The 25,704-nt window shown below is 67.6% G+C and carries 15 protein-coding genes; 1 reads left to right on the top strand and 14 read right to left on the bottom strand.

The window, feature by feature from the left end:
* Positions 1 to 60: 60 nt before the first annotated feature.
* Positions 61 to 417: a four helix bundle protein gene (locus WD184_03135; GenBank protein MEX0825741.1), complete on the bottom strand. Its 357-nt coding sequence runs from the start codon at positions 415 to 417 to the stop codon at positions 61 to 63.
* 366 nt (positions 418 to 783) lie between these two features.
* Between WD184_03135 and hydA the strand changes: the two genes are divergently transcribed.
* Positions 784 to 2,202, top strand: coding sequence for a dihydropyrimidinase (gene hydA, locus WD184_03130; GenBank protein ID MEX0825740.1), 1,419 nt, complete (start codon positions 784 to 786; stop codon positions 2,200 to 2,202).
* A gap of 108 nt (positions 2,203 to 2,310) precedes the next feature.
* On the opposite strand, the gene uvrA is transcribed toward hydA, so the two are convergent.
* From uvrA to WD184_03065, 13 genes are read right to left on the bottom strand one after another with little or no spacing between them, the layout of a single operon-like run.
* The gene (uvrA, locus tag WD184_03125) at positions 2,311 to 5,067 is read right to left on the bottom strand and encodes an excinuclease ABC subunit UvrA (protein MEX0825739.1); all 2,757 of its coding nucleotides are present in this window, start codon (positions 5,065 to 5,067) and stop codon (positions 2,311 to 2,313) included.
* 7 nt (positions 5,068 to 5,074) lie between these two features.
* The gene (locus WD184_03120) at positions 5,075 to 10,759 is read right to left on the bottom strand and encodes an AMP-binding protein (GenBank protein ID MEX0825738.1); all 5,685 of its coding nucleotides are present in this window, start codon (positions 10,757 to 10,759) and stop codon (positions 5,075 to 5,077) included.
* A 38-nt stretch (positions 10,760 to 10,797) separates the two neighbouring features.
* The gene (locus WD184_03115; GenBank protein MEX0825737.1) at positions 10,798 to 14,139 is read right to left on the bottom strand and encodes an AMP-binding protein; all 3,342 of its coding nucleotides are present in this window, start codon (positions 14,137 to 14,139) and stop codon (positions 10,798 to 10,800) included.
* Positions 14,136 to 15,170, bottom strand: coding sequence for an alcohol dehydrogenase catalytic domain-containing protein (locus tag WD184_03110; protein ID MEX0825736.1), 1,035 nt, complete (start codon positions 15,168 to 15,170; stop codon positions 14,136 to 14,138). The genes WD184_03115 and WD184_03110 overlap by 4 nt, the downstream gene beginning before the upstream one ends.
* Positions 15,167 to 15,817 (bottom strand): 4'-phosphopantetheinyl transferase superfamily protein, encoded by a 651-nt coding sequence (locus WD184_03105; protein ID MEX0825735.1) that lies wholly within the window; start codon positions 15,815 to 15,817, stop codon positions 15,167 to 15,169. Before WD184_03105 ends, WD184_03110 begins: the two co-directional genes overlap by 4 nt.
* 38 nt (positions 15,818 to 15,855) lie before the next feature.
* Positions 15,856 to 17,625, bottom strand: a complete 1,770-nt coding sequence (locus WD184_03100; protein MEX0825734.1) for a hypothetical protein — start codon at positions 17,623 to 17,625, stop codon at positions 15,856 to 15,858.
* Complete coding sequence (locus WD184_03095; GenBank protein ID MEX0825733.1) at positions 17,622 to 18,344, bottom strand: sugar phosphate nucleotidyltransferase; 723 nt, start codon at positions 18,342 to 18,344, stop codon at positions 17,622 to 17,624. The genes WD184_03100 and WD184_03095 overlap by 4 nt, the downstream gene beginning before the upstream one ends.
* Complete coding sequence (locus WD184_03090; GenBank protein MEX0825732.1) at positions 18,341 to 19,405, bottom strand: glycosyltransferase family 4 protein; 1,065 nt, start codon at positions 19,403 to 19,405, stop codon at positions 18,341 to 18,343. The genes WD184_03095 and WD184_03090 overlap by 4 nt, the downstream gene beginning before the upstream one ends.
* Positions 19,402 to 20,370, bottom strand: coding sequence for an NAD-dependent epimerase/dehydratase family protein (locus WD184_03085; protein MEX0825731.1), 969 nt, complete (start codon positions 20,368 to 20,370; stop codon positions 19,402 to 19,404). Before WD184_03085 ends, WD184_03090 begins: the two co-directional genes overlap by 4 nt.
* Positions 20,363 to 21,625, bottom strand: a complete 1,263-nt coding sequence (locus tag WD184_03080; protein MEX0825730.1) for a nucleotide sugar dehydrogenase — start codon at positions 21,623 to 21,625, stop codon at positions 20,363 to 20,365. Before WD184_03080 ends, WD184_03085 begins: the two co-directional genes overlap by 8 nt.
* A 56-nt stretch (positions 21,626 to 21,681) precedes the next feature.
* Entirely contained in the window at positions 21,682 to 22,482 is an 801-nt protein-coding gene (locus WD184_03075; GenBank protein ID MEX0825729.1) for a 2OG-Fe dioxygenase family protein, read from the bottom strand.
* 30 nt (positions 22,483 to 22,512) lie between these two features.
* Positions 22,513 to 23,670 carry a DegT/DnrJ/EryC1/StrS family aminotransferase gene (locus tag WD184_03070; GenBank protein MEX0825728.1) on the bottom strand — a complete coding sequence of 386 codons (1,158 nt, stop codon included), beginning with the start codon at positions 23,668 to 23,670 and terminating at the stop codon, positions 22,513 to 22,515.
* Positions 23,667 to 25,604: a class I adenylate-forming enzyme family protein gene (locus WD184_03065; GenBank protein MEX0825727.1), complete on the bottom strand. Its 1,938-nt coding sequence runs from the start codon at positions 25,602 to 25,604 to the stop codon at positions 23,667 to 23,669. Before WD184_03065 ends, WD184_03070 begins: the two co-directional genes overlap by 4 nt.
* Between the last annotated feature and the right edge of the window lie 100 nt (positions 25,605 to 25,704).

Raw genomic sequence — 25,704 nt, 5'->3', positions numbered from 1 at the left:
CTCAAACGCTCCGTGTCCGATTGGTTCCCTCGCGTCGCGCATTGCGCATCGCGCATTGCGTCAGGCTGAGCGGTCCTGGTGAACTTGTCGGGTCAGGATGATGAGTTGGCGACGTAGGTGGTCGATCGTCTCGTGCGCTTCGGACTTGGGCAACGAATGGATATCCGCGGCGAGCTCCAATAGGACGGTGACCTCGGCGAGCGACCCTGATGCGATTCTCAGGTGCCGCTCCAGGTCGCCGGGTGAGCCGCGACCCAGCCCCTCGGCGATGTTCGCTGGCACCGAGATCGAGGCGCGCTGGATCTGGCTCGTCAGCCCGAACCGTTCGTCGCGGGGCATGCCACGACAGAACGCGTACGCCTGTTTCGCGAGAAGCTTGGCGTTCGAGAGTGCCTTGCTGTTGTAGAGGTTGCGCACCCAGTCGATGTATCAGGTTCAGCGCAGCGAGGGAACCCCGTCAAACCGACCGGGTCGATCACCAAGCAGACGTTGGAACGCGCCGCGCATCGCGCATCGCGGATGCCTCCGGCGCGATTGAGTGGATACCCACAGAGACCTAGAAACGCGCCGCGCATCGCGAATGCCTCAGGCCCAATTGAGTGGATTCCCACGGAGTCCTAGAAACGCGCCTAGCTCTACTTCGAGGATCAGCCGCTTCCTGGCTGAACGGGCGTCGCCACTCCCCAGGTCGATGGTCCTGAGTAGATTCCCAAGCAGACCTTGAAACGCGTTGCGCATCGCGCATCGCGCATTGCAGAAACACCGCCACAAGAGGAGCCCGCAATGCCCACCACCCTCATCCGCAACGGAACAGTGATCACCGCCACCGAAACCATGTCCGCCGACGTCCTGATCGACGGCGAGAAGATCGTCGGCATCGCCGCTCCCAAGTCCCACGGGTGGAAGGCCGACAAGGAGATCGACGCCAAAGGCAAGTACCTGTTCCCCGGCGGGATTGATGTTCACACCCACATGGAGTTGCCCTTCGGAGGCACTCTCGCCTCCGACGACTTCGAGTCGGGTACCCGCGCTGCCGCCTGGGGCGGCACCACCACGATCATCGACTTCGCCGTCCAGGTTGTCGGCGAGCAGGTGATGGACGGTTACGAGGCGTGGATGGAGAAGGCCGCGGGCAACTGCGCCATCGACTACGGGTTCCACATGATCGTCGGCGATGTCACCGACCAGGCGCTGAAGGAGATGGACATCCTCATGGGGGAGGGGGTGACCTCCTTCAAACTGTTCACCGCCTACCCGGGGGTCCTCTACTCGGACGACGGCAAGGTGTTCCGGGCGATGCAGAAGGCTGCCGAGAACGGCGGGACGATCATGATGCACGCCGAGAACGGCATGGTCATCGACGTGCTGCGCGAGCAGGCGCTGCAGCGGGGGGAAACCGACCCGATCCACCACGCCATCACCCGCCCCCCAGTAACCGAGGCCGAGGCTACCCACCGGGTGCTCGCCTACGCCGAGTTGGCCGGATGCCCGGTGTATGTGGTGCACATGTCGGCGAAGCAGGCGGTGGCCGAGGTGGCGATGGCCCGCAACCGGGGCCAGAACGCGTTCGGGGAAACCTGCCCCCAGTACCTGTTCCTGGACTGGGACAACCTGCGCGAGCCCGGTTTCGGCGGCGCCAAGTACGTGTGCTCGACCCCGGTGCGCGACCGCGAGCAGGGCCACCAGGATGCGCTGTGGAAGTACCTCGCCACCAACGACCTGCAGGTGGTCTCGACCGACCACTGCCCGTTCTGCATGAACGACCATCCCCGCTTGGGAACCCAGAAGCGGTTGGGCGAGGGCGACTTCACCAAGATCCCCAACGGCCTCCCTGGAGTGGAGGACCGGATGCGGATGATCTACCACGGGGCGGTCGGCGAAGGCCGGCTCAACCTCAACCGCTTCGTCGAGGTGACCGCAACGGCGCCGGCGAAGATGTTCGGCCTGTTCCCCCAGAAGGGAACCATCGCCATCGGCACCGACGCCGACATCGTGATCTTCGACCCCAACGCCATGCACACCATGTCGGTGAAGTCGAGCCACATGGACGTCGACTACAACGCCTACGAAGGCAAGAAGGTCCAAGGCGACATCACCCTGGTGATGTCCCGCGGCAAGGTCCTGATCTCAGACGGGGCGTATCACGGGACCAAGGGGGATGGGCGGTTCCTCAAGCGGGGGACGTGTCAGTTGTTGGTGTGAGGGGCGGCGGGGTTCTCTATGCGCCGCGAAGGTTCGGTGACGTCGACTGCTTGAAGGACTCGCTGGCGTTGAGGCCTTGGTCGCTGCCGGGGCACGGAAGGGCGAACGTCAGCGCTCTGCGACAGCAAGGCGCCTCGCCAGGTAGGGCGCCAGCGCACTGGCTGGATGATTGGCGAGCTCCGCCGGGGGCCCGGACGCGACGAGCTGTCCGCCAGCGCGCCCGCCACCGGGTCCGAGGTCAACGATCCAGTCCGCCGTGGCGATGAAGTCGATGTCGTGTTCCACGGCGACGACCGTGTCGCCCCGATCGACGAGCCTCTCGAGGACGTCCACGAGGAGTTGGATGTCGAAGGCGTGGAGACCTGTGGTCGGCTCGTCGATCAGGTACAGTGTGCGCCCTTCGCCAGGCTGGGTCAGCTCTCGGGCGAGTTTCAGCCGCTGGGCCTCGCCGCCACTGAGGGTGGACGTTTCCTGACCGAGGCGCAGGTAGCCGAGGCCGACGTCGGCGAGGACCTGCAAAGGCCCCACGATTCGCGTATGTTCGGCAAAGTGGTCTAGGGCCTGGCCCACCTCCAGGTCGAGGACATCGGCGATGTTCAGGCCGCCGTAACGGATTTCGAGCGTTTCGGGGGCGAACCGCCGCCCTTCGCAAGTCGGGCAGTCGACCGCGACGTCGGCGAGAAAGTGCATCTGGACCCAGATCGACCCTGTGCCGAGACAGCGGCCGCATCGGCCTCCCCGGTCGGTGTTGAAGCTGAACTGAGCGGTCGAGTAGCGCCGGGCGCGGGCCTCGGGCAGCTTCGCGAAAGTCTTTCGTACTTCGTCGAATATTCCGATGTATGTCGCCGGGGTCGAACGGGCGGATCGGCCGATCGACTGTTGGGTAACGGTCGCGACTCGCGTCATTGACTCCCAGCCCGTGATACCTCGGTAGGGCCCAGGTCCCACTTGTCCGTCGCGGATCGCAGCGGAGACGGCCGGCCCGATCGACCCACTTGTCAACGAGGTCTTGCCGCTGCCGCTGACCCCGGTGACGCAGGTGAGACGCCCAATGGGGATCGGGACGGTGATGTCGGCGAGGTTATGAAGGTTGGCACCCTCGACGGTGAGCCAGGCATCCGGCGGCCTCCTCTTCCCCGAACGCCCCGATTCGACCGAGAGCGTTCCGCGCAAGAACTGTCCGGTGGGCGAGTCGGCTGTCGCGGCAACCTGGTCCCGGGTGCCTGACGCCACCAGCCGGCCGCCGAGGACACCGGCGCCCGGTCCGAGATCGAGGATGAAGTCGGCCGCCTCGATCGTCTCTCGGTCGTGCTCAACCACGAGAACGGTGTTCCCTGCCGTGTGGAGCCGACGCAGGACCCCGATGAGCTTTCCCATGTCACGGGCATGGAGGCCGATCGACGGTTCGTCGAGGATGTAGGTGATCCCTACGAGGCCGCACCCGAGCTGGCGAGTAAGCCTTAGCCGTTGACCTTCGCCGACCGAGAGCGAAGGTGCCTTGCGATCGAGCGAGAGGTAGTCGAGACCAACGTCGATCATGAACTCCGTCCGGAGTCGGACTTCCTCGAGCAGTTCGGCGCCGATTTGATGGAGAAACGACCCAGCCAGCTCGGTTTCCACGTCCGTGAACCAATTCTGCAACTCATCAATGGTGAGTGAATTGACCTGGGCGATGTTGAGACCGCCGAGGCGGACCGTGAGGGCGGCCCGGGCATGGCCCGCCCCGCCGCACGCCGGGCAGGTCGCAGTTGCCATTAGGGATGCATATGCGTCCCTACGCTTCGCCGAGTTGGCATCTCGATAAAGCCGCTCGATCTCCGACGTCAGGCCCGTGAATGGTTCGCGAGTAACGTCGGTCGCGACAGGCGGTGGCAGGTCAGCCCCCGCGGTGCCGGTAAGGATCAACCGCCTGACGCTCGAGGGGATCTCGCGCCATGGGGTGTCGAGGTTGGCGCCAGCAAGTTCTAGCAGCCTTGGCATGCGCCGGAGCGGCCACCAGGTCTTCTTGCTACGGCGCCTGTCGCCGAAGAACGCTAGCGCCCCGGAGCGGACCGACTCCCGGTCGTCAAGCACCAAAAGCCTTTGGTCGACCGCGACCGTGTAGCCGAGTCCATCGCACGCCTCGCACATCCCCCGCGGCGAGTTGGAGGTGAAGTAGTCCGACGATGTAGCCACGGATTCCGTCCCACACGTGGCACAGATCCAGCCGGGGGCGACGTACCTCACGACGCCGGTGCTGTCGCGCACCACCATCACGCGCCCGGCATGCAGCGCGCCGGTGAGCAGCCGCTCTACCTTCGACGTCGTCCGGCTTGCCCATCCCGGTTCGAGCGTCAGGCTGCCTTCGTCGCTGTCAAGCGGCGCGACCACCAGCGGATGCTGATCGCCATGGCTGCGGAGCCAATCGACGTGCTCCGCTGCGATTCGCGGGAAGACCTCATCTCCGCATCCGGCGCATGCATGGCGACCGAGCCTGGCGAAGAGCAGCCTCATGTAATTTGATACCTCCGTGATGGTGCCGACACTCGAGCGGGGGTTTCGGCTGAGCTTGCGTTGCTCGATAGCGATGGTCGGCGTGAGGCCGGTGATCGACTCGATCACCGGCTTGGGGAGCTTGGAGAGGGAGCTGCGCGCGTAGGGCGACAAGCTTTCGAGATACTGCCGATGCCCCTCGGCGTAGATCGTGTCGAAGGCCAGCGACGATTTTCCGCACCCTGACACGCCTGTAATCACCGTGACGCCGTCGCGCGGGATCGTAACGTCGATCGACTTGAGGTTGTGCTGGCCCGCGCCGCGCACCACAATCCACCCAGCCTGCGCGATCGGGGGACGCAACGTGCCGGGTTCGGGGGCGCCGTGGGTCATCGCAGCCTCAGCCCGCCGCCGCAGGCGAACCGGCGTCGGACAGACGGCCTGCCAGCTCAATGGACGCGAAGTCGCCACCCTCGGGGCCTATCACCTGGAGTCCGACCGGAAGGCCGCTGTCCATCATGACAGGGAAAGCTGTCGCGGGCAGCCCAGGAAGAGAGGCGATCGAAGGGTATATGAGCTGCCATCCGTAGGGGACTGCTGTGCCGTTGATTGAGAGGGTGGGCTGGGACGCCTCTCCCGTGGGCCACAGCGATGTGTCGGCCATGTGACCGAAAGCAGTGCCCAATGTGATCGGCGCGAGGAGCAGGTCGTGCTCGGCGAAAAACTCGGCGTAGCCCTCGCGGATGATCTCCCGCAGCGACAGCCAGACGAAGTAGTCCATGACGGAGGCGGTAATGCCCCGCCTCCAATCGGCGTCGAACGGGGCACGGCGTGCCGCTAGCGCCTCAACCATGGCGTTCCGCTCCGCGGCTGGACGACGAGCGAGGGTGAGGGCGCCGAGCAGCGAGCAGGTGACTGCAATGTGTTCCTCGCCCCAACGGGGCGGCGCGGCCTCGACCACTCGGGCGCCTAGGTCGGCCGCACGGGCCGCAGCAAGCTCCACCGCGGCGCGCGTTGCTGCGCTTAGTGGGAGCCAGGCAAGCTCCGGGAGCACGGCCAAGCGTAGGCCGGAGAGGCGGTCGCGTGAACTGAGCCAACTGACGGGGTCAGGCTTGTGGATCGACCCAGCGCCGGCGACCTCTAGGAGCGTGGTAAGTATCGATGTAGACGCCGCAGCGAAACCCTGGCTCCCGAGGACGCTACCGGGAAGGTCGCGTGGGACAATCCGCCCCTCGCCGGCCCGCGACAAAGCACCATCCGTCGCCCGGTGAGCGAAGACGCCGCAGAATGCGCCAGGCACGCGCAGCGACCCGATGAGGTCGCTCCCGAGGTCGCCCGCGCTCAACCTCAGGGCCACCGCCGCCGCGCCGCCGGAACTCCCCCCGGCGGTGTGTCGGTGGTCATATGGATTGCTAGTCACTCCGTACCGTGGGTTGCGCGCCTGCCAGTCCTCCAGAAGATATGCAACGTTCGTCTTGCCGATTATGACGGCGCCTGCTGCCTTGAGTCGGAGCACGGAGGGTGCATCGGTCGCGGTCGCATCGCCGCAGACATGCGGGTCGCCAGCCGTGCTCGGGTAGCCAACCACGTCGATCGACTCCTTCACCGTGATCGGTACACCAAATAGAGGCATGCTCGCTCGATCCTCCAGCGGGATGCGATCAAGCGCGGCGGCCTCGGCGATGACCCGAACAGGGTCGTGGACCACGATTGAGTTGACCGGCCGGTTCCGTTCCTCGAAGTCGACCAGCAGGGCACCAACCGCGTCCACCACGGTGTGCGGCCTAGTCGCCGTCGTCGGCTGCCCAGGAGCCCTCGCCATCGGCTGGAGGGCGGCCACCGAATCAACGACCAAATCCACGACGGGTTGCCAGACGCCATCCGCCGGCGCGGCTAGCGGGTGTGTGTGCAGATCGTCGTCCTCGAGCAGCTCGTCGATCGGAACCTTATCAAGGAGGGTGAGAAACGGCTCGATGGGCAGGCCCGGCTCCTCCACGGAGCCTCGCCAGGTGTCCGGCTCCACGATGGTGAGCGGCCAGCCGGCGCGTGCGAGCGCGCGGTAGACGTCGCTCCACCGTGCGGGGTGCGGGTGTGCCGCCACCCAAACGCCGGAACCTAGAGTTCCGCCAATTGCGGCCGCTGCCATATCGCCGAGACGCCCGGCTGGCACGAGGTTGAGACGCCCGTTCATCCGCGGGGCCATACCAGTCTGGCAGCAAGTTGCGAGGAAGGCCCAGAGCAGATCCGTGGTGCGCGGCCGGCCGGGGTCTACCACGAAGCCCGGCTGGATGATCGTGGCCGGCAGGCCCAAGGCTGCGGCTTGCTTGATGAGGAAGTCGGCGTCCCACTTCGTGGCGTTGTAGCCCCCCGCCGGTGCAGCGTCGCCCGCTCGGGCCGCGGACGCCGTCGACACTTGGACCAAAGGCAGGATCCGCCCCTGGTCCGAGCCACAGAGCCGGAGAAGCTCAACTACGCCCCCGACGTTAGTCGGGGCCAGCTCCTCGTAGGGGAGCACGAAGCTGACCCACGCCGCGGCGTTCACCACGCCGTCGACTGACGCCGCGAGTACGCCGAAGCGGTTCGAGTCAAGGCCGAGAAGTGGTCGGCTCAGATCTCCGATCACGATGTCGAGCCGACCCGGCCGGCCCGCCTCGCTGGCCCGGAGTTGACGGGCGGCTTCCTCCGTCGTGTCGGCACGAACGAGGTGTGTCACCGCGATGCCGGCGTCGCCCAGGGATCGGGCGATCGCCGAGCCAACGAGGCCGGTGGCGCCGGTCAGTAGCACCCGTCGCCGCTCCCTCACGGGCACCGTCGAGCCCGAGAAGCCGATCTCGACCGGGAGCGACAGAACCGGGCGAGCTAGCGCGACCTCCTTGGCGCGGCCGGGCCGCACGAGGCGTTCGGCAAGGGCTTCGATCGTTTGGGCGTGGAAGATGTCCGCCGTCGAGGCGTCAAGGCCCAGCGTATCGCGGATACGCCACGCGCACCGTGCGGCCAGCAGCGACCGCCCGCCGATGACGAAGAAATTCTCGGTCACTCCGAAGTAGCGTCCTGGGAGCACGCTGCTCCAAATCTCGTGGAGTGAGCGCTCTAGTGCGGTGCGTGGTGCTACGGTGCCGACGGGTTCGTTCCCGGCCTCGGCGAGCGCACGGACGGCGGGCCGGTCGAGTTTCCCGTTAGGGGTTGTGGGAAGCCTCTCGGTCACTAACCAGCGGGTGGGGACAGCACTCCTCGGTAGTGTCTCGGACAGCTCCCGTTTGGTCTCGGCGACAGGGTCCATGGCGCCGTCCGCCGCCACGAGCACCGCGACAAGCTCCTGGTCTCCGGGTAGCCCGATTGCAACGGCCGCGGCATCGGCGACTGAGCGCACCGCCCGGAGGACCCGCTCTACCTCAACCGGATCGACGCGGGCGCCTTGAATCTTTATGAGGTCGTCATCACGACCAAGGCAGACGAGCTCGCCGCTCTTGAGCCAGTAGGCGCGGTCCCCGGTCCGCACCTCAGAGAACCCGGGCACGACCTCGCTCGTGTGGAATCGGCGATCCCTGGCCCCGGCCCCAAAAAGGTAGCCGTCGCTGACCGTTGGCCCTGCGATGACCAACTCGCCGGGTATGCCGATCGGGCAGTCGTGCCCGGCAACGTCTAGGACGCGGATGCCGACACCTGGGAAGGGGCGCCCAATCGGCACTGGGCCGTGGCGGGGAAGGGCGTCGCCGTCGAGTTCGGAGTAGGTGCTATCGATAGCAGCCTCTGTGGTCCCGTACGAGCAAAAGCAGCGTGTGCCGGGCGGCACAGCCTCCAGCATCCTCCGGGCGTCGTCCACGGACCACATATCGGAGCCGACCACGAGGCGCTGCAGGGCAGGTAGCCGCCGCCCCTTGGCAGCCAGGTAGTCCAGGACGAACCGGAGTAGGGCGGGGACGAACTCAACGGTATCCACTCGGGCTGACTCGATCAGCGCGAGGAGCCGTTCGGGGTCGGTGATGGTCTCGTCGGGGCAGACCACCAGCGTCCCACCGCACAGGAACGACCTGCAAAGGTCTCCAACGAAGATGTCGAAGGATATGCGGGCGAGCTGAAGGTAACGAGCTGGTTGAGCTTCGAGCCCGTACTCTGAGGCCCAGGCGGTAGTCATGGTCTCAAGGGCGCGGTGAGTCACCTCGACCCCTTTCGGCGCGCCGGTCGTGCCGGAAGTGAATATCAAGTAGGCAGCATCACCGGATTCGACGCTGCCAAAGGGTGGGCTGCCGTACGAGTCGAGCATCAAGCCGCTGACCGGAACGAGCGGCTCCGAGCGCGCCGCGATCCTGGTCGCCGTATCGTCGTCGACCACAATCGCCGCAGGCCGCGCGAGGTCGAGGATATGTTCGACCCGACGCGGCGGAGTGTCGGCGTCAATGGGCACGAAGGCAGCACCGCGCAGCCAGGCTCCGAGCACGAAGACGACGGCCTGTGCCGAGCGGGGGAGGAAGAGCGCCACTCGTTGCCCTTGTCTGACGCCTGCCCGGGCGAGGGCGCTGGCCGCCGCCTCGGCGCGGCATATGAGATCGCCGAAGGTTATTGACTCGCGGTCGTCGAGCACAGCGACGCTGTCCGGCGTCCTTCGGACATGGCGCCGAAGCCGCGCCAGGAGGGGCTCGTGGCGATCGTATGCGGCAGCCGCGGTGAGCCCTCCTGCCTTCTCAGCCCATTCAGCCTCCGAAGCGGAGAGCAGGGGGGGTGTGCCCAGCGTCTGGCCCGGCGCGTCGGCGAAGTGGTGAAGCAGGCCCAGGTAATGATCAACCATCCGGTCGATGCGGTCCTCGGAGAACAGGCTTGTGGCGAATTCGAAGGAGGCCGTGAGCCCGTCGGAGGTCTCAATCACGTCGAGCGACAGGTCGAACTTCGATGCCCCGCTCGGAATCGGCACCGGGTCGAGGGAAGCACCGCCCATGGTGGTCGGCAGCCCCAGCCGCGACTGAAAGGCAAACTCGACCTGGAATAGCGGGTTCCTGGTGGGGTGGCGGGGAGGGTTAACTCGCTCGACCAGGGCTGCGAAAGGGACGGTAGGAGCTAGCGCGATGCGCTCTGCGAGCTTGCGGTGGGCCGTTCGCGCGAGCACGGCGAATGACATATCCACAGTGCAGTCGAACGGCACTGGAAGCGAGTTCACGTAAAGGCCAACTCGCCCTGCGTCGGCCGCAGTTCGGCGAGTTGAAAACGGCACACCGACGGCGAACTGCTCCCGGCCGGTGTACCGATACAAGAGAGCCGCGAATCCGGCAAGGGCCAGGGAACTCAGGGTGACGGCGAGCTCCTCTGCCACCTGCCTGAGGCGGCGTTCGAGGTCGCCGGGGAACCGGCGGTGGACAGCGCCGCCCTCGAAGGTGCGATCGGCGCCGGGCTGGGCATCGCCCGGGAGGTCAAGAAACGGAGGGATGGTCGCGTGTTCGGCCGCTATGCGCTCGACGGCGGCGGTGTCGGCCGATCGCGGACCGGAGTTGCCGTCGAGATAGGCGGACTCGGTCCGTTCCTCGTAGCGCCGCGCTACATCGTGCAGGAGCACCTCAAAGGAGGCCCCGTCGCAGACAATGTGGTGGGCGGCGATGACGAGCAGCCCGTGGTCGGTCGATATGCGCCAGACGCGGGCGCGTATCAGGGGACCGACCGCTAGGTCGAATGACTGGGCGACGAACGCGGTGGCCTCGCCCAGGGCCGCTTGTTCGTCCGATGCCGAGATCTCAACAGCCACGATGGTGCGCTCGGCGCGTGTGCCCGCTCGGGCGACCGGCTCCCCGTCGGTGGCCGCCGCAAATACCGTAGTCAACGCCGGGTGGTGGTCGATTGTGCTGGCCACGGCGCGAGCAAGCCGGTCCTCGTCAAAGCTGCCTTTAAGGCGAACTGCGACGCTGATGTTGTAGGCGCTGCCAGCGTCGACGGTCCGCTCGACGAGCCAGATTTGGCGTTGCTCATCTGACAGAACTCCGGGCGGGACGGCCCCGGAAGGTACCCCGTGTGTGGGTTGGTAGGCGCGTTGCAGCATGTCGAGGAGATAACGCTGCTCGTCAGGCTCTAGCTCGAGCAGGGCGGCCGCATCGACGGTCATGTCGTCGGAGGCCGCGGCGCCCGCCGCATCGGGTCTCATCACGGAGACCCTCTCGCCCGCAACCGAGCGCGCACTACTGCCGACACTTCGGGATCGGTCCCCCGCATGAGTTCGGCAGCGACAAGTGTTGCCAGGCCCGTGACCGTGGGCTCTCGATAGAAGCTCGCAAAGTCAAGATCGCCGAGCTTGAAGCGGTCGCTTATGCGGGCGAGCACCCTGTTGGCCCGCAACGAGTCGCCGCCGGAGCTGAAGAAGTTGTCGGTTATCCCTACGGTCGCGACTCCCAGCACCTCACAGATCACGTCCCGGGCCGCTTCCTCAAGAGGCCCCAGCTTGGCGGCCGGTGCCGCCGGCGCCTGGTGCGCCGGACCGCCCAGCCTTACGTAGTCGAGCTTGCCCGAGGGAGTCCGCGGCAGAACCGGCACCGCTGAGATCACAGCTGGGACCATGTGTGCTGGGGCATCGCGAAGCAGGCCAGCTCGGATCGCGTCGACGTCCGCCTCCGGCTCGATCCAGGCGTGCAGCCAAGAGCCGTCGGATCCATGGCAGGGGATGACCGCCGCTCCGGTTACGCCGGGCAGCTCCTGCAGCATCGCCTCGACACCGTCGGGGTCGACCGCGATGCCACGCACCTTGACGACTCGGTCGATCCGCCCTACGTACTCGATGGCCCCGTCGGGACGCTGTCGCCCGAGATCGCCTGTTCGGAACCGACGCACACCGGCGCGCTCAGCGAAGCTCGCCCGGCCCGGCGACGGGGCACCTGTGTAGCCGAGTGCCACCTGGACGCCGCTGACGACTAGCTCACCTTCACTCCCGCCCGGAACGGGCTGGCCCTGCTCGTCTTCAATGCTCACCGTGCAGCCGGGTAACGGCCTCCCGATTGGGACGGGATCGGCAAGCGGTGCGAGGGCGCGGGTGTCATACCAAGTCACGTCGCCGGCAACTTCGGAGGTCCCATACAGGTTGAGCAGCACCGCGCCCGGCTGGAGCCGGTAGAAGCGGATGCACACGTCGGCGGTCAGCCGCTCCCCGCTGACCACGCAGATGCTTAGCCCGGTCAGGGCGGCAAACCGCTCGGGGAACTCGACTAGCAGAAGTCGCAGATAGCTTGGGGTGATCACGAGCCGGGACACTTTGTGGCGGCGAAGCAGCTCAAGCAGCTCCGTAGCGGCCCGACCCGCCGAATCGGGGACGACCAGGCTGGGCCGGCCGGCGAGCATGGGGCCGAGCAGCTCGGTGAGCGAATCAATGAAACCGATCCCAGTTCTCAGACATCCAAGCTCGCCTTCTGCGACCGGCCATCCGTTGTGCATCCAGGCAATGCGGTTGAGCAGGCCGGCATGGTGACCGATCACGCCTCGCGCAGCCCCTGTGGAGCCGGAGGTGAACACGACATATGCGGGACCGGCCGGACCGGCTTCCAGCGGTGGCATCAGCTTGGATCCGGGGGGAAGCGCCTGGATCTCGCCTGTCAGGCTCACGGGTGGGCCGAGTCCCGCCGCCCGCTCGGCGGCGGCCGCTGATGCGACCACATGGGCGACCCCTCCGGCCGAAATCATCCGCTTCAGCGCGCCGTCGGGCAGCGCAGGATCGAGCGGAACGTAGATGCCGCCGGCCAACCAGGTGCCGATCGCAGCGGCGACCCATTCAGGGGTTCGCTCGTGGAGAACCCCGATCCGGCTGCCGGGTCCGAGCCCTTGTTGCAGGAGCTTCTCCGCCACGGCCGCCGCTTGAAGGTGCAACTCGGCGAACGTCGTGGTCCCGTTGTCGGTCACGAGCGCCGCCTGATCCGCCCTTTCGCTAGCGACCCGGGCGAAGGCGGCTCCGATGGAACGGTCTTGCGGGGGCCCGGGGCGCGGCGGTTGTTTTGGCGGGCGCAGCCGAGGTAGGTCGGCCGCCATCGCCGTGGCGTGCCGCTCGAAGCGAGCGATGACGCTATCTACGATCGCTGGTGACAGCGCCGCGGCGCGCTCCCAGCGGAGACCGACGCCGCCCCCGGTCTCATGAGCCTCAAGGGTCAGGTCGAACTTGGCCGTGCCGTTGTCGAAGCGCCGCTGCGTAACCGAGCATCCGGCAAGTTCCAAGGCCACGGGAGCCGAGTTCTGCATGACAAACAATACGTCGATCAGCGGGGTTCGGGTCGGGTCGCGCGGCGGGCGTAGCTCCTCGACTAGGTCCATGAAGGGCGCGGACTGGTGGACCAGGCCGTCGATAACGTTGGCGCGGACCGTGCCCAGCAGTCCCGCGTAATTGGAGCTGTCCTCGACAACGGCCTGCAGCACCATCGTGTTGGCGAGGTAAGCGACGGCGCGTTCGGAGTGCTGGCCACCGCGATTGGCTACGGGCACGCCGAGCAGGAACCGGGACCGACCGGTGAGGTCACTGAGCGCGAGCTGGAAGCATGTCATGAGCCCCATGAAGAGGGTGGCCGACCGCGCGGCTAGCCACGCTCGCAGCTGGTCGACCAGATCCGGTGCCAGCATCGTGTAGTGGACGGCGCCCGCGAAGTCGCGAACCCCTCGGCTGACAGTCGGGTCGAGATCCAGAGGCGGGGGGATGGGTCGCAGCCGGTCTGCCCATTCGGCGGCGTCGCCGGCATGCCTGACGGCGGCAGGGGTCGGCGGAGGATCGGGAAGCCGGGCGCCGCCATAAAGGACGCTGAGCTCGCGGTAGAAGATCGGCATCGACCACCCGTCGCAACTCGCATGGTCGATGACAAACATCAGCAGGTGGGCCTCACCCGATCCGTAGGGCACGAGGTGGCAGCGTATCGGCAGCTCCCCGAAGGAGAACGGGGTCGCGGCGATCGTGTCGACTGTGGCGAACGCGGCAGCCTCGCCCGATGCCCGCGGCGCTACGACCACGGAGATACCCTCCGGGTCGTGACGCGACGTCGCCGGCAGGCCGGCATGCGTGTCCAGCGCCGTCAACAGCGCCGGGTGGCGCCCCGCAACGGACCGAAGGGCAGTCTCAAGGGATCCGGAGTCCACCGGACCAACCAAGTCGAAAACGTTGACTACGTTGTATGCGGCGGAGTCCGGGTTGGCGCGCCGGTGGATCCAAATCTGGTGCTGTTGGGCCGAGAGGGTTGCCGGCTCGGACGGCTGGGGCGCGGCGGCCACCGGCGCGGCGGTCAGTTCGCCGGTGAGCGGTGCGATGCTCGCTGCAGTGCGTCGGTCGAAGATGCCGGTGACAAGGGCGGCGAAGCCCCGCGCGTCGATCGGGTCGCCGAGCCGCTCCGCAATCCGTACTGCGAGCTGGACGACTCGCAATGAGTCGCCGCCGGAGGTGAGGAAGTCATCCTCGACGGCGAAGTCTTTCAGCTTGAGCACTTCGGCCATCAGCGAGGCGACTTCTGCCGAGGCGAGGGCGGTCATGGCTCGAGCAAGACCTTGACAGCGCCCCGTCGGTCGAACGCGGCGTAGCCGGCAGGGGCGTCGTCGAGGGCCAAGACGTGGCTCACGATCGGAGCGGGGTCGAGCTCACCGCTGGCCATCAGGCTGAGGACGCGGGGAGCAAGGGCGAGGGGATTGCCGACGATAAACCGGAGGGTCAGCTCCCGTCCGAAGGCGGTCTCAGCGGGCAGCGAAGCCCCGGTTCCGTGCGGCGCGCCCACGCTGGAGATCCAGGCTCGAGGCCCGGCGATCTCCACAGCCGTGGCCAGGGCCTGGCTCGCGCCCACGGCCTCCACGACGGCGTGGGCGCCGCGGGTCGGCAGCAGCTCGGCGGCCTCGTCGGCATCGGCGGCCACCCCCGTGGCGCCAAGACGGGATGCCGCAACCCGACGGGACGCGTCAGTGTCGATCGCCACGATTCGTTCGAACCCCTTCCACAGGCCACACAGCACGACGGCTAGGCCAACGGGGCCGCACCCAACGACCGCCAGGCTGCCGCTCCGCTCGCCCGCGGCAAATTCGACCGCGGCGAACGCGGTCGTGAGGACATCGGCGGCGAACACGGCTGACCGGGGCGAGAGGCCTTCGGGCACGGGGAACGTGGCAAGGTCGGCGCGGGGCACCCGCACCCGCTCCGCCTGACCACCCGGGAGGTAGGCGCCGACCACGTCGCCGTAGCCGAACAGTTGCACCTCGCGGCACTGGTAATGCTGGTCGGCCGCACAGTACGCGCAGGCGCCACAAGCGACCAGGTCGGACACCACGACCAGCTCACCGAGCCGCCGCCGCTCCACGCCGCTCCCGGCGGCGACGATCCGGCCGACGAATTCGTGACCCATGATCGTGCGGGGCGTGAAGTTGGCGATGTGCCCGCGGTACGGGTGAAGATCCGTGCCACATATGCCGGCGACATCGACCTCGATGATGCAGTCGCCGGCGTCGCGCAGCTCCGGTTCCGGAGCATCGCGGTCGACAACGACGTGGCCGGGCGCCATTAGCCGGACCGCCCTCATCGCCAATCTCCCCGGCGTGGCGGCCCCTGGCCGAGCACAACCGTGGTCACGACCCCGCGGCAGCCCGTGGTAGTGCGGGCCCGCCACTGCTCTCGCTGGAGATGGCGCAGCGGCCCGAGCAACCGAACTGCCACCAGCCGTCCTTCGACCACTTCGCACTCGACGTTGGCCAGCCCTCCCGGCAGCCCGGTGCCTGCCGCCTTAAGCGCCGCTTCCTTGGCCGTCCACAGCACCAGCGCCCGGCGTGCCCTGTCCGCCGCGGGAAGAACCTCGAGCGACCGCCACTCCACATCGGTCATGATCCGCGGTGCCACCTCGAGGACGGCATCCGCTGAGTTCGGCGGCTCCATGTCGATGCCCACGGGTGATTCGGCCAGGGCGACGACCAAGTCGCCGCCTCCCCGTGCGATGCTTACCGCCAGCTCCCCGCGCCCTCGGAGGGTGGGTTGGCCGTGGTCGGAGCCTCCGCACGACGCGCACCTATGGTCGATCACCGTGTCGTCCGAGTTAGGGTCCAGAGCGGACGCCAGGACCGCTGCGATCGCGGCATGGCGAAGGTCGGCACCCTTCTGGAGGGAGGCGGGCTGCGCTGCTCCGGGCAGATACCACACTCTGACGGAGGACCCAGCGGCCTCCAGAGCGCGCATCCTGCACACCTCGGCCACCCGCGAGCGCTGCGTTGCCGTCACGGTACAGCACCTCCGACCCGGGCGACCTCCTTCGCCTCCAAGGATACGTGAAGGGAGGTGCTCAAGAAGCTCAGCTCGCCGGCCACCGGCTTCGGAAAGTGGTTGATGGCGACGGCTGAGCCGTCGCACCCGACGATCACCTCCACCCCAGCAGGCGCCCGAATCCCGGAGTCGAAACCTGCGTACGCCAGCAGCTGCCGGTACAGCTCGGCGGGCGCTGGCGCCCCGATGGCGCCCACCGGTGCCGTCGCCTCGCACGGCGCGTTCACGAAGTAGAGGCAGCCGTCGCCGTGGCGTTTCACCGTGACCGCGGGATCACCTGCCTCAAACCGGCCAAGCACCTCGGCGGTGTCGACCCGAACAATCGGATAGGGCAGGGCGTCCTCGGGAACGGGGCCGAGGTGCACCGTTCCACCCGGAAGCTCGATGATGGGCCGGGCATCTGGATCGGTACCGAAGCCGTCCACGTCGAGCCCGAAAAGGCCCTCGCCCCCCGTGCCGGGCGCGGGAGCGCGGGAAGAGACAAGCGCCACGCCGCCAGCCGCGGCATATGCCTCTAGAGCCTCCAACTCATCCAGATGCAACGACCGAACTCCGGGCCACGCGACGAAGGGGAATCGCTCAGGGTCGAGGTGCGCCAGGCCGGTGAAAAAGGCCGGCCGGTGATGCGAGGCGAGGAGAGCGAGATAGCAGCCGAAGAGCGACGCGGGAGCGCTCGCCAACCGGCCATCGGCCCCGAGGGCGATCCCGACCTGCGGAGAGGCGGCGTGGAAGCTCGGCGCAGCAGCTGACTGGATAGCGTGCCGCAGGGCTGCGTATGCCGGCTTGGCAACGCCGTCAGCGGTTCGGAAACCGGCGTCGCGTTCCCCCGGCCGTCGGATGTAAGGCCACTCATCGGACGTGATGTCCTTCCAACACCAAGAGACCAGCCCCTGAACGCCCCTTGCCAGAACGCTCGCCGCCGCCGCGCCGACATGGCGGGCGGCCGCGTCGGCCATCATTCCGTATGTGCCGAACTCGTCGACGAGGGCGGGGCCGAACGCAGAGGCGACGGCGGCCAGGAATGCTGGGTAGACGCTGGCGGCGTAGACGTCGGCGCCTGTGATGCCAAGCCGCGACCAGAGGGGGAACCCGTGCAGCGCCACCGCGTCGAGCACGCCCTGCTGCGTGGGCGGGCCGAAGGCCGGCGCCGCGTCGAGCACCGCCGCCTCGTTCGCCTGGATGACAAGAGCTCCTGGATCGGCCGAGCGTATCGCGTCGGCCATCTCCGCGTACCAGGCGCGGACGGCGTCCGGCTCAGCGCGCCGTGCCGGCAGAACGTTAGGGAGCTCGTCACCGAGGTCGTAGTAGGCTACGTTGCCGACGGGTCCGAGCGTCGCCGCTACGCGACGGGCGAGCTCCCGGGCACGGGTCCGCACTTCTGGGTCGGCGATCAAGTCCCGGCCTCCGCGCCACGGGAGGTCGAGCAATTGGCCGTTCATCCAGAGCGTGAGGATGGAAGGGATGCACCGTAGGCCGGCCGATGCCGCCATGCTGGCCATCTGGCCGAGATGGGCGAATGCCTCCTCGTTGTAGCGGCCCACCTCCGGCTCGAAGTCGGCCCAGAAGACGAAGAACCGAACGACGTTCCACCCCTCCGCGCCCATGGCCTCGAAGTCGGCTCGGATCTCGTCCGCGCGAAACCGGGTCCAATAGCGGCAACCGCCAGACGACGGGTGGTAATTGAAACCCAGCAGGGGGGGCGCTGCGCTGCCTAGGTCGCTCATGGCCCGGTCCGCTCCGTGACGCCGAACGCCGCCGGGCAAGCGCCCAGCGTGTCCTCCGCGGCGCCGAGGCCGGCGGGCGTGCCGATGTCATGCCAGCGGCCGCTATGGACGAAGGTCCGGACGTGGCCACCAGACTCGATCACCCTATTGACAAGCTCCGGCATGTCCGTTCGCTGGGCGGGGCGCAGGTGGGAGCGTACCTCGGGGTCGATCATGTAAATGCCCAAAGTGAGGAGCTGGCGCAACTCGGGCTTCTCCACGATTGCGACGACCCCCCCGTCGCCGTCGCATTGGACGACGCCAACGTCAAGGTGCGTGACGTACTCGCGCACGGCCAGGGTAATCGCGGCCCCGCTTGCCGCGTGCCTGGCTGCCATTTCTCCGAATGCTAGGTCGGTGAGGAGATCGGCGTTAAGCACCAGAGCGGGCTCCTCCCAGGCATCGACCAGCTGGAGCGGACCCGCCGTGCCGAGCCTCCCGTGGTCGTTTACGTAGTCGACGGCCACGCCCGCCCTCGACCCGTCCCCGACGTGGGCACGCACCACTTCCTCGAGATGGCCCACGCAGAGGGTGACGTGGTCATATCCGGCCTCACACAGCTGGGAGAGCAGGATGTCGAGAAGTAGGTGCCCGATAATCGGCGTCAATGCCTTCGGGACAGTCGGAGAGAGCGATTCGAGCCGGGTGGCGCGGCCGCCGGCAAGCATGATGGCCCTCATGGCTCGGCTGACTCGCGCGCCCGGCCGCCTAGCTCCTGGTAGGCCGCCAGCACCTCGCGACCGACCCGCTCGGGAGCGTGCTCCTCCCTGGCCCGGGCGAGTCCCGCCGCCGCCATGGCGCGGGCAGCCGCTGGATCGGCGAGCAACGAGTCAACGGCGGCGGCAACGGCCTCGTGGTTGGCCGGCACGATGAGGCCGTCGACCTGGTGGCGCACCACCTCCTCGGCGCCGGGGAAGGGCCCGACGACGATGGGAACGCCGCTGAGTCGGGCCTCCACCACGGTTAAAGGGTATACATCGGCAACGCTCGGGAGGCAGAAGAGCGCCGCCGCTGCGAATGCGTCGTTCTTCTCCGACTCGGTAACGTCGTCGAGGTCGAGCACGTTGCCGGATCTCGCGCCGCGCCCCTCGCCGGCCCGCGAACCCAGGAGGCAGACCGTCACGTCCGGGCGCGTCTCGGCCAGGCGGCTGGCAGCCGCCAGCATTACCTGGTATCCCTTCGATTCGATCTTGCGGCCCACGAAGAGGACGATCGGGCCGCTCAGGCCGTGCCGGCGGCGGAAGGCGGCGGCGTCACCGGTGCCGGTAAGGGCGACCGCCTGGCTGATGATCTGCGGCTCCGAGGCCGGTTGGCACAGCTGGCTGACGGCTGCCGCCTCCGCCCGGGTGAGCGCCAGCACCCGATCGGCGCGGCCGAGGACCCGGCACGCGGCGTTCTCGTCGTCCCACACTGCCGGATCCGATGCAGGCGTCACCACGACCGGCACTACCAACGACCGTCCGACCTCCAACATGGCATCGAGGAAGCGGGCGTGGGCGAGGTCGAGCAGATGCCAGACGTCTGGCTGCCACGCTAGACCGGCCTCAGCGCAGTCGACGGCCGTGCCCTCGACCCACTCGACCGCGGTGGCCTCGAGGTCCAAGTGCAGTACTGTTCCGTTGCGGCAGGCGACGAGAACCCTGTTCCCTCGCGCCGCAAGAAAGCGTGCCAAGTCGCCGACCATCCGGTCGGCGCCCGACCGGATGGTCCCGTAGCCCGCGGTGCCGATGAGCACCTTCATGCAGGCGCTCCCGCTTCGTGCCGATACCAGGCGAATGTCTCTTCGAGACCCTTGTCGAGGGGCCAGGCCGGCCTAAGGCCCGTCAGCTCTGCAGCAAGCCCGATGTCGGGGCAGCGCCGATCGGGCGACCCGGGCGGCGCCGGGTGCACCTCGACCGATGCCGACCACCCTGCAACCACAAACAAGCGGCGAGCGAGATCCGCAGCGGAGATCTCTTCGTCGCCGTTGCCGATGTTTACTACAACAGGCGGGTTCGGAACGTCGCGGAGCTGGAGGAGCATGTTGAGCGCATCGTCGACATAGCAGTATGACCGTCGCTGGTCGCCGTACACGGGGAACGGATCCACCCGGTCCAGGATCCGGGCTACGAGCTGGGGGATGACGTGGTCGTGGCCCATACGCGGCCCGTAGACGTTGTGAAAACGGCAAGCCACCACCTGGAGGCCGTGCTGATGGCGGAAGGCGTGAGCCAGCTGCTCGCCGACATGCTTGCTGACCGCGTACGCCGAGCGCGGCTGATACCTCGCTTCGAACAGAACGGGGACGGTCTCCGCCGTCGGGACCGAGGCCAAGCCGCGCTCCACCGACGCCGCGTATACCTCGCTCGTCGAGGCTAACCAGACCCGGTCAGCGCCGCCTGCCGCGGCGTGGTCAAGGACGTGCACCGTCGACAACACGTTGTTGCGCAGGACCTCCGCGGGGTTCCAGGTGACGAGCGCGGCGCCGACCGAGGCGGCCAGGTGGTAGACGTCGCCGAACTCGCCAAGCGGGGCGAGCGAGTGGCGGTCGGCTAGGTCCGCCTCAACGACCCGGCACGGGGCCGCTACCGCCTCGAAGAGGCGATCCTGGCGACCTCTCCGGAAGTCGTCCACGACTACGACCTCGGCACCCTCTGCGACGAGGCGGTCGACGAGGTGGAGGCCGATGAACCCGGCGCCTCCGGTCACCAGTACCGGCTTAGCCATGGCCGAGCCTTCGGTAGTCGCTGCCGAGGCGGGCGGTCAGCCCGTCGGGAACCACTCCCCACACGTCGTACACGGGCTTGCCCACCAGCCACTCGCTGGCGTCGCGGACGTCAAGTCGTTCCGCGTAGCGTGGGTGGTCGTTACAGAAGATGACGGCGTCCGCCTTGGCGACGCCTTCCTCAAGCGGGACGGGTACAAGGCCAAGCGCTTGGAGCCGCAGCGGCGGAACGACGAAGTCGTGACCCAGGAAGGACCACGGGGCGTCGGCCATCACGGCCTTGATGGCCGCGGCGGCACCCCCGCGAGTGTCATCGGTCTCGGGCCGGCCCTTGTAGGCGACTCCGGCGAGAAGCACGGTGCCGCCGCGGTTCAGGTTGCCCAACCGGCTCGTGACGAAGTCGGCCGCCCTAGTTGCGAGCTGCTCGTTGATTGCTCGCGCCGTAGGGACCAGCGTCAGCTGCACCCCCGCCTCCTGGGCGCTCCAGCCGAAGGCGAGGGGATCCTTCGTGAGACAGCTTCCTCCCACCCATCCCGGGCCAGCCAGGTCGGGTCGCGGGTAGTCGCGGTTGGTTGCGTTCAGGATCTCGCCCACGTCCAGGCCGAGACCCTCTGCGGCGAAGGCCATCTCGTTCCCGAACGCGTAGAGGACGTCGGTGTGGCTGTTGTTGGCGAGCTTGACGAACTCGGCAGCACGAAGCGAGGACATCGGCAACACTGACGGGGTCAGTCGCGCGAAAAAGCGTGTCGCGGCGGTTACGGCGGCCGGAGAGGAACCACCGATTACTTGCGGCAGGTTCCGGATCTCGGCGACGGCGGTTCCCTGAATGCTTCGATCAGGGCAGTAGGCCAGGAGCGGCGCAACGCCAGCCGCGGCCTCGAGTCGACCTCCGATGGCGTCGGATCCGCCGATAGGTAGCGTCGACCGCAGTACCACCAGGTGCTCCGGCGTTAGCCTCGGTGCGAGCACGTCTATTGCCGAGTGGAGGTCGGAGAGGTCGGGCACACCGCGGGCGCGGTCAAAAGGGGTCCCGACGCAAACGACGACCACGGGCGGCGGACTGTCCGGGAGAGAGGTGTCCAGGGCAAGCCGCCCCCTTCCGCTCTCAAGCGCTCGGGACACGCCAGGCTCGTGTCCTTCCCTGCCCTCCTGGAGCCGGCCGACAAGCTCAGCGTCGATATCCAGCCCCGCGACTCTGAGGCCTGCGTCGAGGAGCGCCGCCGTGAAGGCGAGCCCCGCGTATCCGAGGCCGACCACGAGCGCGTCAGGCGAGGAGTTGGCACTTGCGCCCCCTTGGTCGTCGCGCAGTCCTCTCACTGCGCATGACTCGTGGGTACCTGTGCCGTCGGATCGGTTGCCAGTCCCGATCGAAGTCGGCGTGGGTCCCGGATCACAAAGAAGTCGATGACCGCAACGTCGCGGTGGCCGGGCTTCCGGTCGTCCGCTGGGACGATTGGGCTCACGCCGTGCAGCACCTCGCGGTCGTTGACCAGGAGCGTGTCGAGAGGCTCGCGAAGGGTCCGTGTCCGGAGAGGGTGTGAGCTGGGGTCGTAGACGGTCGTCTCGCCGCCCCGCACCGCTTCCCGACGCAGGAGGTGCACGGCGAAGAAGTCGTTCCCGTCGCGATGCACGCCTTCGGGCGTGGGCAGGCCCGGCTCGTCCCAGCGGGCCCAGACCCGAAACAGGTGCACCTCAACCCGCCAGTGATCGAATGGCCCTTGGATCTGGGTCTCGAAGACCGATGCGTCGAAGCGGATCAAGCGGGCGAGCATTTCGTTGCGTCTCGTCGCTGGTTCGAGATCGGCGATCCGGCGCGGGATGCCCCCAGCGTACGAGTTGTGCTCGGCTGTTTGGAAGTAGGGGGCAGTCGGGAGGTCTTGCAGCCACCCCTCGTGACCCAGCAAGAAGCGCCCGTACCGGCGCTGCCGGAAGCGAGCACCGTCGCGGAGATAGGCGTCCGGCTCAAGCCGGTCGAAGGCACCCGCCAACTCCGCGAGTGATGGCTGGAGAGACGGCGGCACGTGGTAGCGGGCGGCGTCCACGAAGGCGAAGCCGCGTTCCCCCAACTCCGAGCGGACTCCTTCTCTTGACGTAACCTCGATTGGCCCGGACATTGGCACCTGCCTGCGTGGTGTTCTGGCAAATCATACCGCTGGACCCCGCACCGGGGCTTCGCGGCCACCGGACTCAAGCTTCAGGGCGACACCGAGGGCGTCAGCGACGGTGGCCACGTCGGAACGTGTCACCCGGCGATGGAGGGGTAGGGTGAGGTGCTGCCTGCCGTACGCCACCGTGGCGGCGAGTGGTTCCTGAGGAGCCTGCCGGTATTGGGTTAATTCGTGGATCGGTGGGTAATGAACACCACTCTCTATGCCGACGGCTAGGAGATGGCGACGGACGGCATCGCGGTCCACGTAGGGTGGTAGGACTACTGGGAGCAGATGGTGGGCGGAGTCGCCCTGCCAGCCGGCGAAGGGCAGGTTGACTCCTGGAAGGACGCCGAGACGCGACTCGTAGAGCGTGCGTAACTCTCTGCGGTGGTCCCGGTCGTCGGCAAGCCGGTCCAGCTGGACCCTGCCGACGGCAGCGGCGACCTCGCTGGGCCTGTAGTTGAAGCCCAGGGTTGCGACGTCGTATGCGAAAGTGGCGTCATCGCGCTGGAGGCCGTGGTTTCGCAGCAGACGGGCATGGTCAGCGTCGCTGGTGTCTCGACACACGATCGCTCCCCCCTCTCCCATGCTGATTGACTTTGTCGTGTGGAAGCTGAGTACGCCGAGGCGCCCGAACGTGCCGAGTTGGCGGCCGCCGTAGGACACGAGCGGCGCATGTGCGCAATCCTCTATCAATTCGACGCCGGCCTCGTCGGTGATGTTGCGCAGGGCGTCGACCCGGGCCGGGAACCCGGCGAGATGCGTGACGAGAACCGCCCTGGTGCGCTCGGTGATGGCCTCGGCCACCGCCGTCGGATCGAGGTTCGGCTCGGCGAGGCCTGCCACGTCGACGAACCGGGGGGTCGCTCCGACCATCACGACCGTGGACGCGCTGGCGACAAACGACATCGACGGCACCAGGACCTCGTCGCCCGGCCCGACACCGGCGACGAGTAGCGCCAGGTGGAGAGCTGCGGTGCCACTGCTGACCAGCACGACTCCGGGGGCCCCGATCTTCAAGGCCAGATCCTCTTCCATTCCCGCAGTGATTCGGCCTGCCGAGATCCACCCGGACGAGACCACTTTGTACACGGCCCGCGCTTCGGCTTTCCCCACGTCCGGGTCGGCGAGGGAGATGCGGCCCTTGCTCACGGCGACTTCCCCAGCGGCTCGGATGTGATCTGGCTCGCGCCGGGCGCGGGCAGACGGTTCACGTCGACCTTTCCCGTGTAGGTGCGGGGCAGGCTCGGGAGTATCCAGATCGCTGTGGGCACCTCAAAGGCGGCGAGGCGATCGCGGCACCCGGCTGTAAGGAGCGCTTCATCGGCACACGCTGGGTCGATCAGTTCGACCGCGGCCCATGCCTGCTGCCCGGCCCCGAACGGTGCCGGAACGGCGTATGCGATTGCGTCCGCTACGCCAGGTTGGGAGCGCAACACCTCCTCGATGCGGGCCCTATTGACCTTGTTTCCGGACACATTGATGAAGGTGTCCTGGCGCGGCAGGACCACGAGGGAACCAGAAGGCTCCACGAGTACCCGGTCCCCGGTGTCATAGAAGCCATCCAGCCGCAACCGGGCGGCCGCTCGGTCGTAGCCCACATAGCCGCGGAACATCGTCGACGTGCGGACGTGGAGTCGGCGTCCGGTTTGGTGGTCGGTAACCAGCTCGATCTCGACGCCAGGCGCGGGCGGCCCCACGTCGCGCCCCACGGCTGAGTCGAGCGGCTGGCATGCAATCAACCCGGTCTCCGTCGTGCCGTACAGCTGGACCACCGGTGTCCCCAGGCTCGCTCGAGCGCCTGCGGCAACGTCTTCGGACATGGTCGCCCCAGACGACACGGCCGCTCGCAGGCCGGGCCGCGACCGCTCCCCAGTGGCAGCGAGTAACTGATACAGCATCGGCGCCGCGAAGAGCACCGTGGCGCCAAGGTCGTCGATTGCTCTAAGCAGAGCGCTTGGGCCTGGTTCGTCGACAATCACAATGCCTGCACCGGTCGCGAGCATCGTAAAAAGCGAACCGACCAACCCGTAGGAGTGGGCGAGAGGCACCGCGACGGCGATCTGATCGTGCGGCTCCGCTCGGATGGCGGACGCGTACAGGTCGCCGCCGCGCACCAGAGCTCCCTCGGGGATTATGGCCACACGCGGAGGGCCCGTCGAGCCGCTAGTGAGTTGGTACAGGATCGTCTCGCCGCCGGCCTCCGGGGCGCGGCCCCTCGATCCTGCTGACAGCTGCGAGTACCGCACATGGCCCGGGTCGGCTGGCTCGGACGAAGTGTCTGGGACGATCGCTAACTGGGGCCTGAGCGGCCCGGCGGCTCCTCCGAGGAGGTCCGCGGTCCCAGCGGCGAACGCGGCGTCCAAGGCGAGGGGCCGCATGCCTGATGCCATGATGGCTAGCAATGCAGAGATGGCTTGCGCTGACCGGTCCATGACCAGCACGACCGCATCGCCATCTCGCACTCCGGCACCAAAGAGCCCGTCCCGCATTCTATCGGTGGTGGCGGCCAGATCTCGAAAGGTCATGGTCTGCCCCGGCGTCGAGCCGGCAGTTATCGCAGTTGCGCCGGGCCGGCTGGCAGCCAGTCCTTGGAGCCGTTGGAACGCTGTGGCCGTCACGGGGCGGCCAATCCGGCATCGAGCGCCCACTCCGCTCGGACCCTCAGCCCCGGGCGGCTCTCGGTCCAGAACGGCATCGCATCGAACGACGCCGTTACGGAAGGCGGGTGACGTGTACGTGCCGCCATCTCTGTCGGCACCGCCGAGATTGGTGCCCGGGAAAGCCAACTTGTACAACCGACTACTCCGAACAGACTCTTTTCGGATGTCGGGGTTGAGGATTCTGCAACCGTGGCCCGCCGTGCACTCCAGGTTGCATCCCTCGGGAAGGTCTCCTTCCGCGATCCACGCAGCATTGTTTCGTCTAGCTGCCTCACCCAGAGAGCGGCTTTCACCGCCCGGCAGAAGTTGGTGCCTCGCTGCACATCCCGACGGCGTGCCAAGTCCGACTCGGCGTCCGTCCCCTGTTTGGTGATTTGCGTGGAGCTTCCTCGCATCACCGAAAACGCTACCAGTATTGGCCATGGCCTCCGGGCCAACGTCAGGGCACGCCGCTCCCCGCCGCATTCCCTGTCGTTCTCCCGCCCGACGCGCCGGGGGCGCATGGACGCGGTCTTGGGCGCAA

The organism is Acidimicrobiia bacterium (assembly GCA_040878325.1).
Lineage (GTDB): Bacteria > Actinomycetota > Acidimicrobiia > Spongiisociales > UBA11373 > JAUYIV01.
This window is presented reverse-complemented; position numbering and strand designations above follow the sequence as displayed.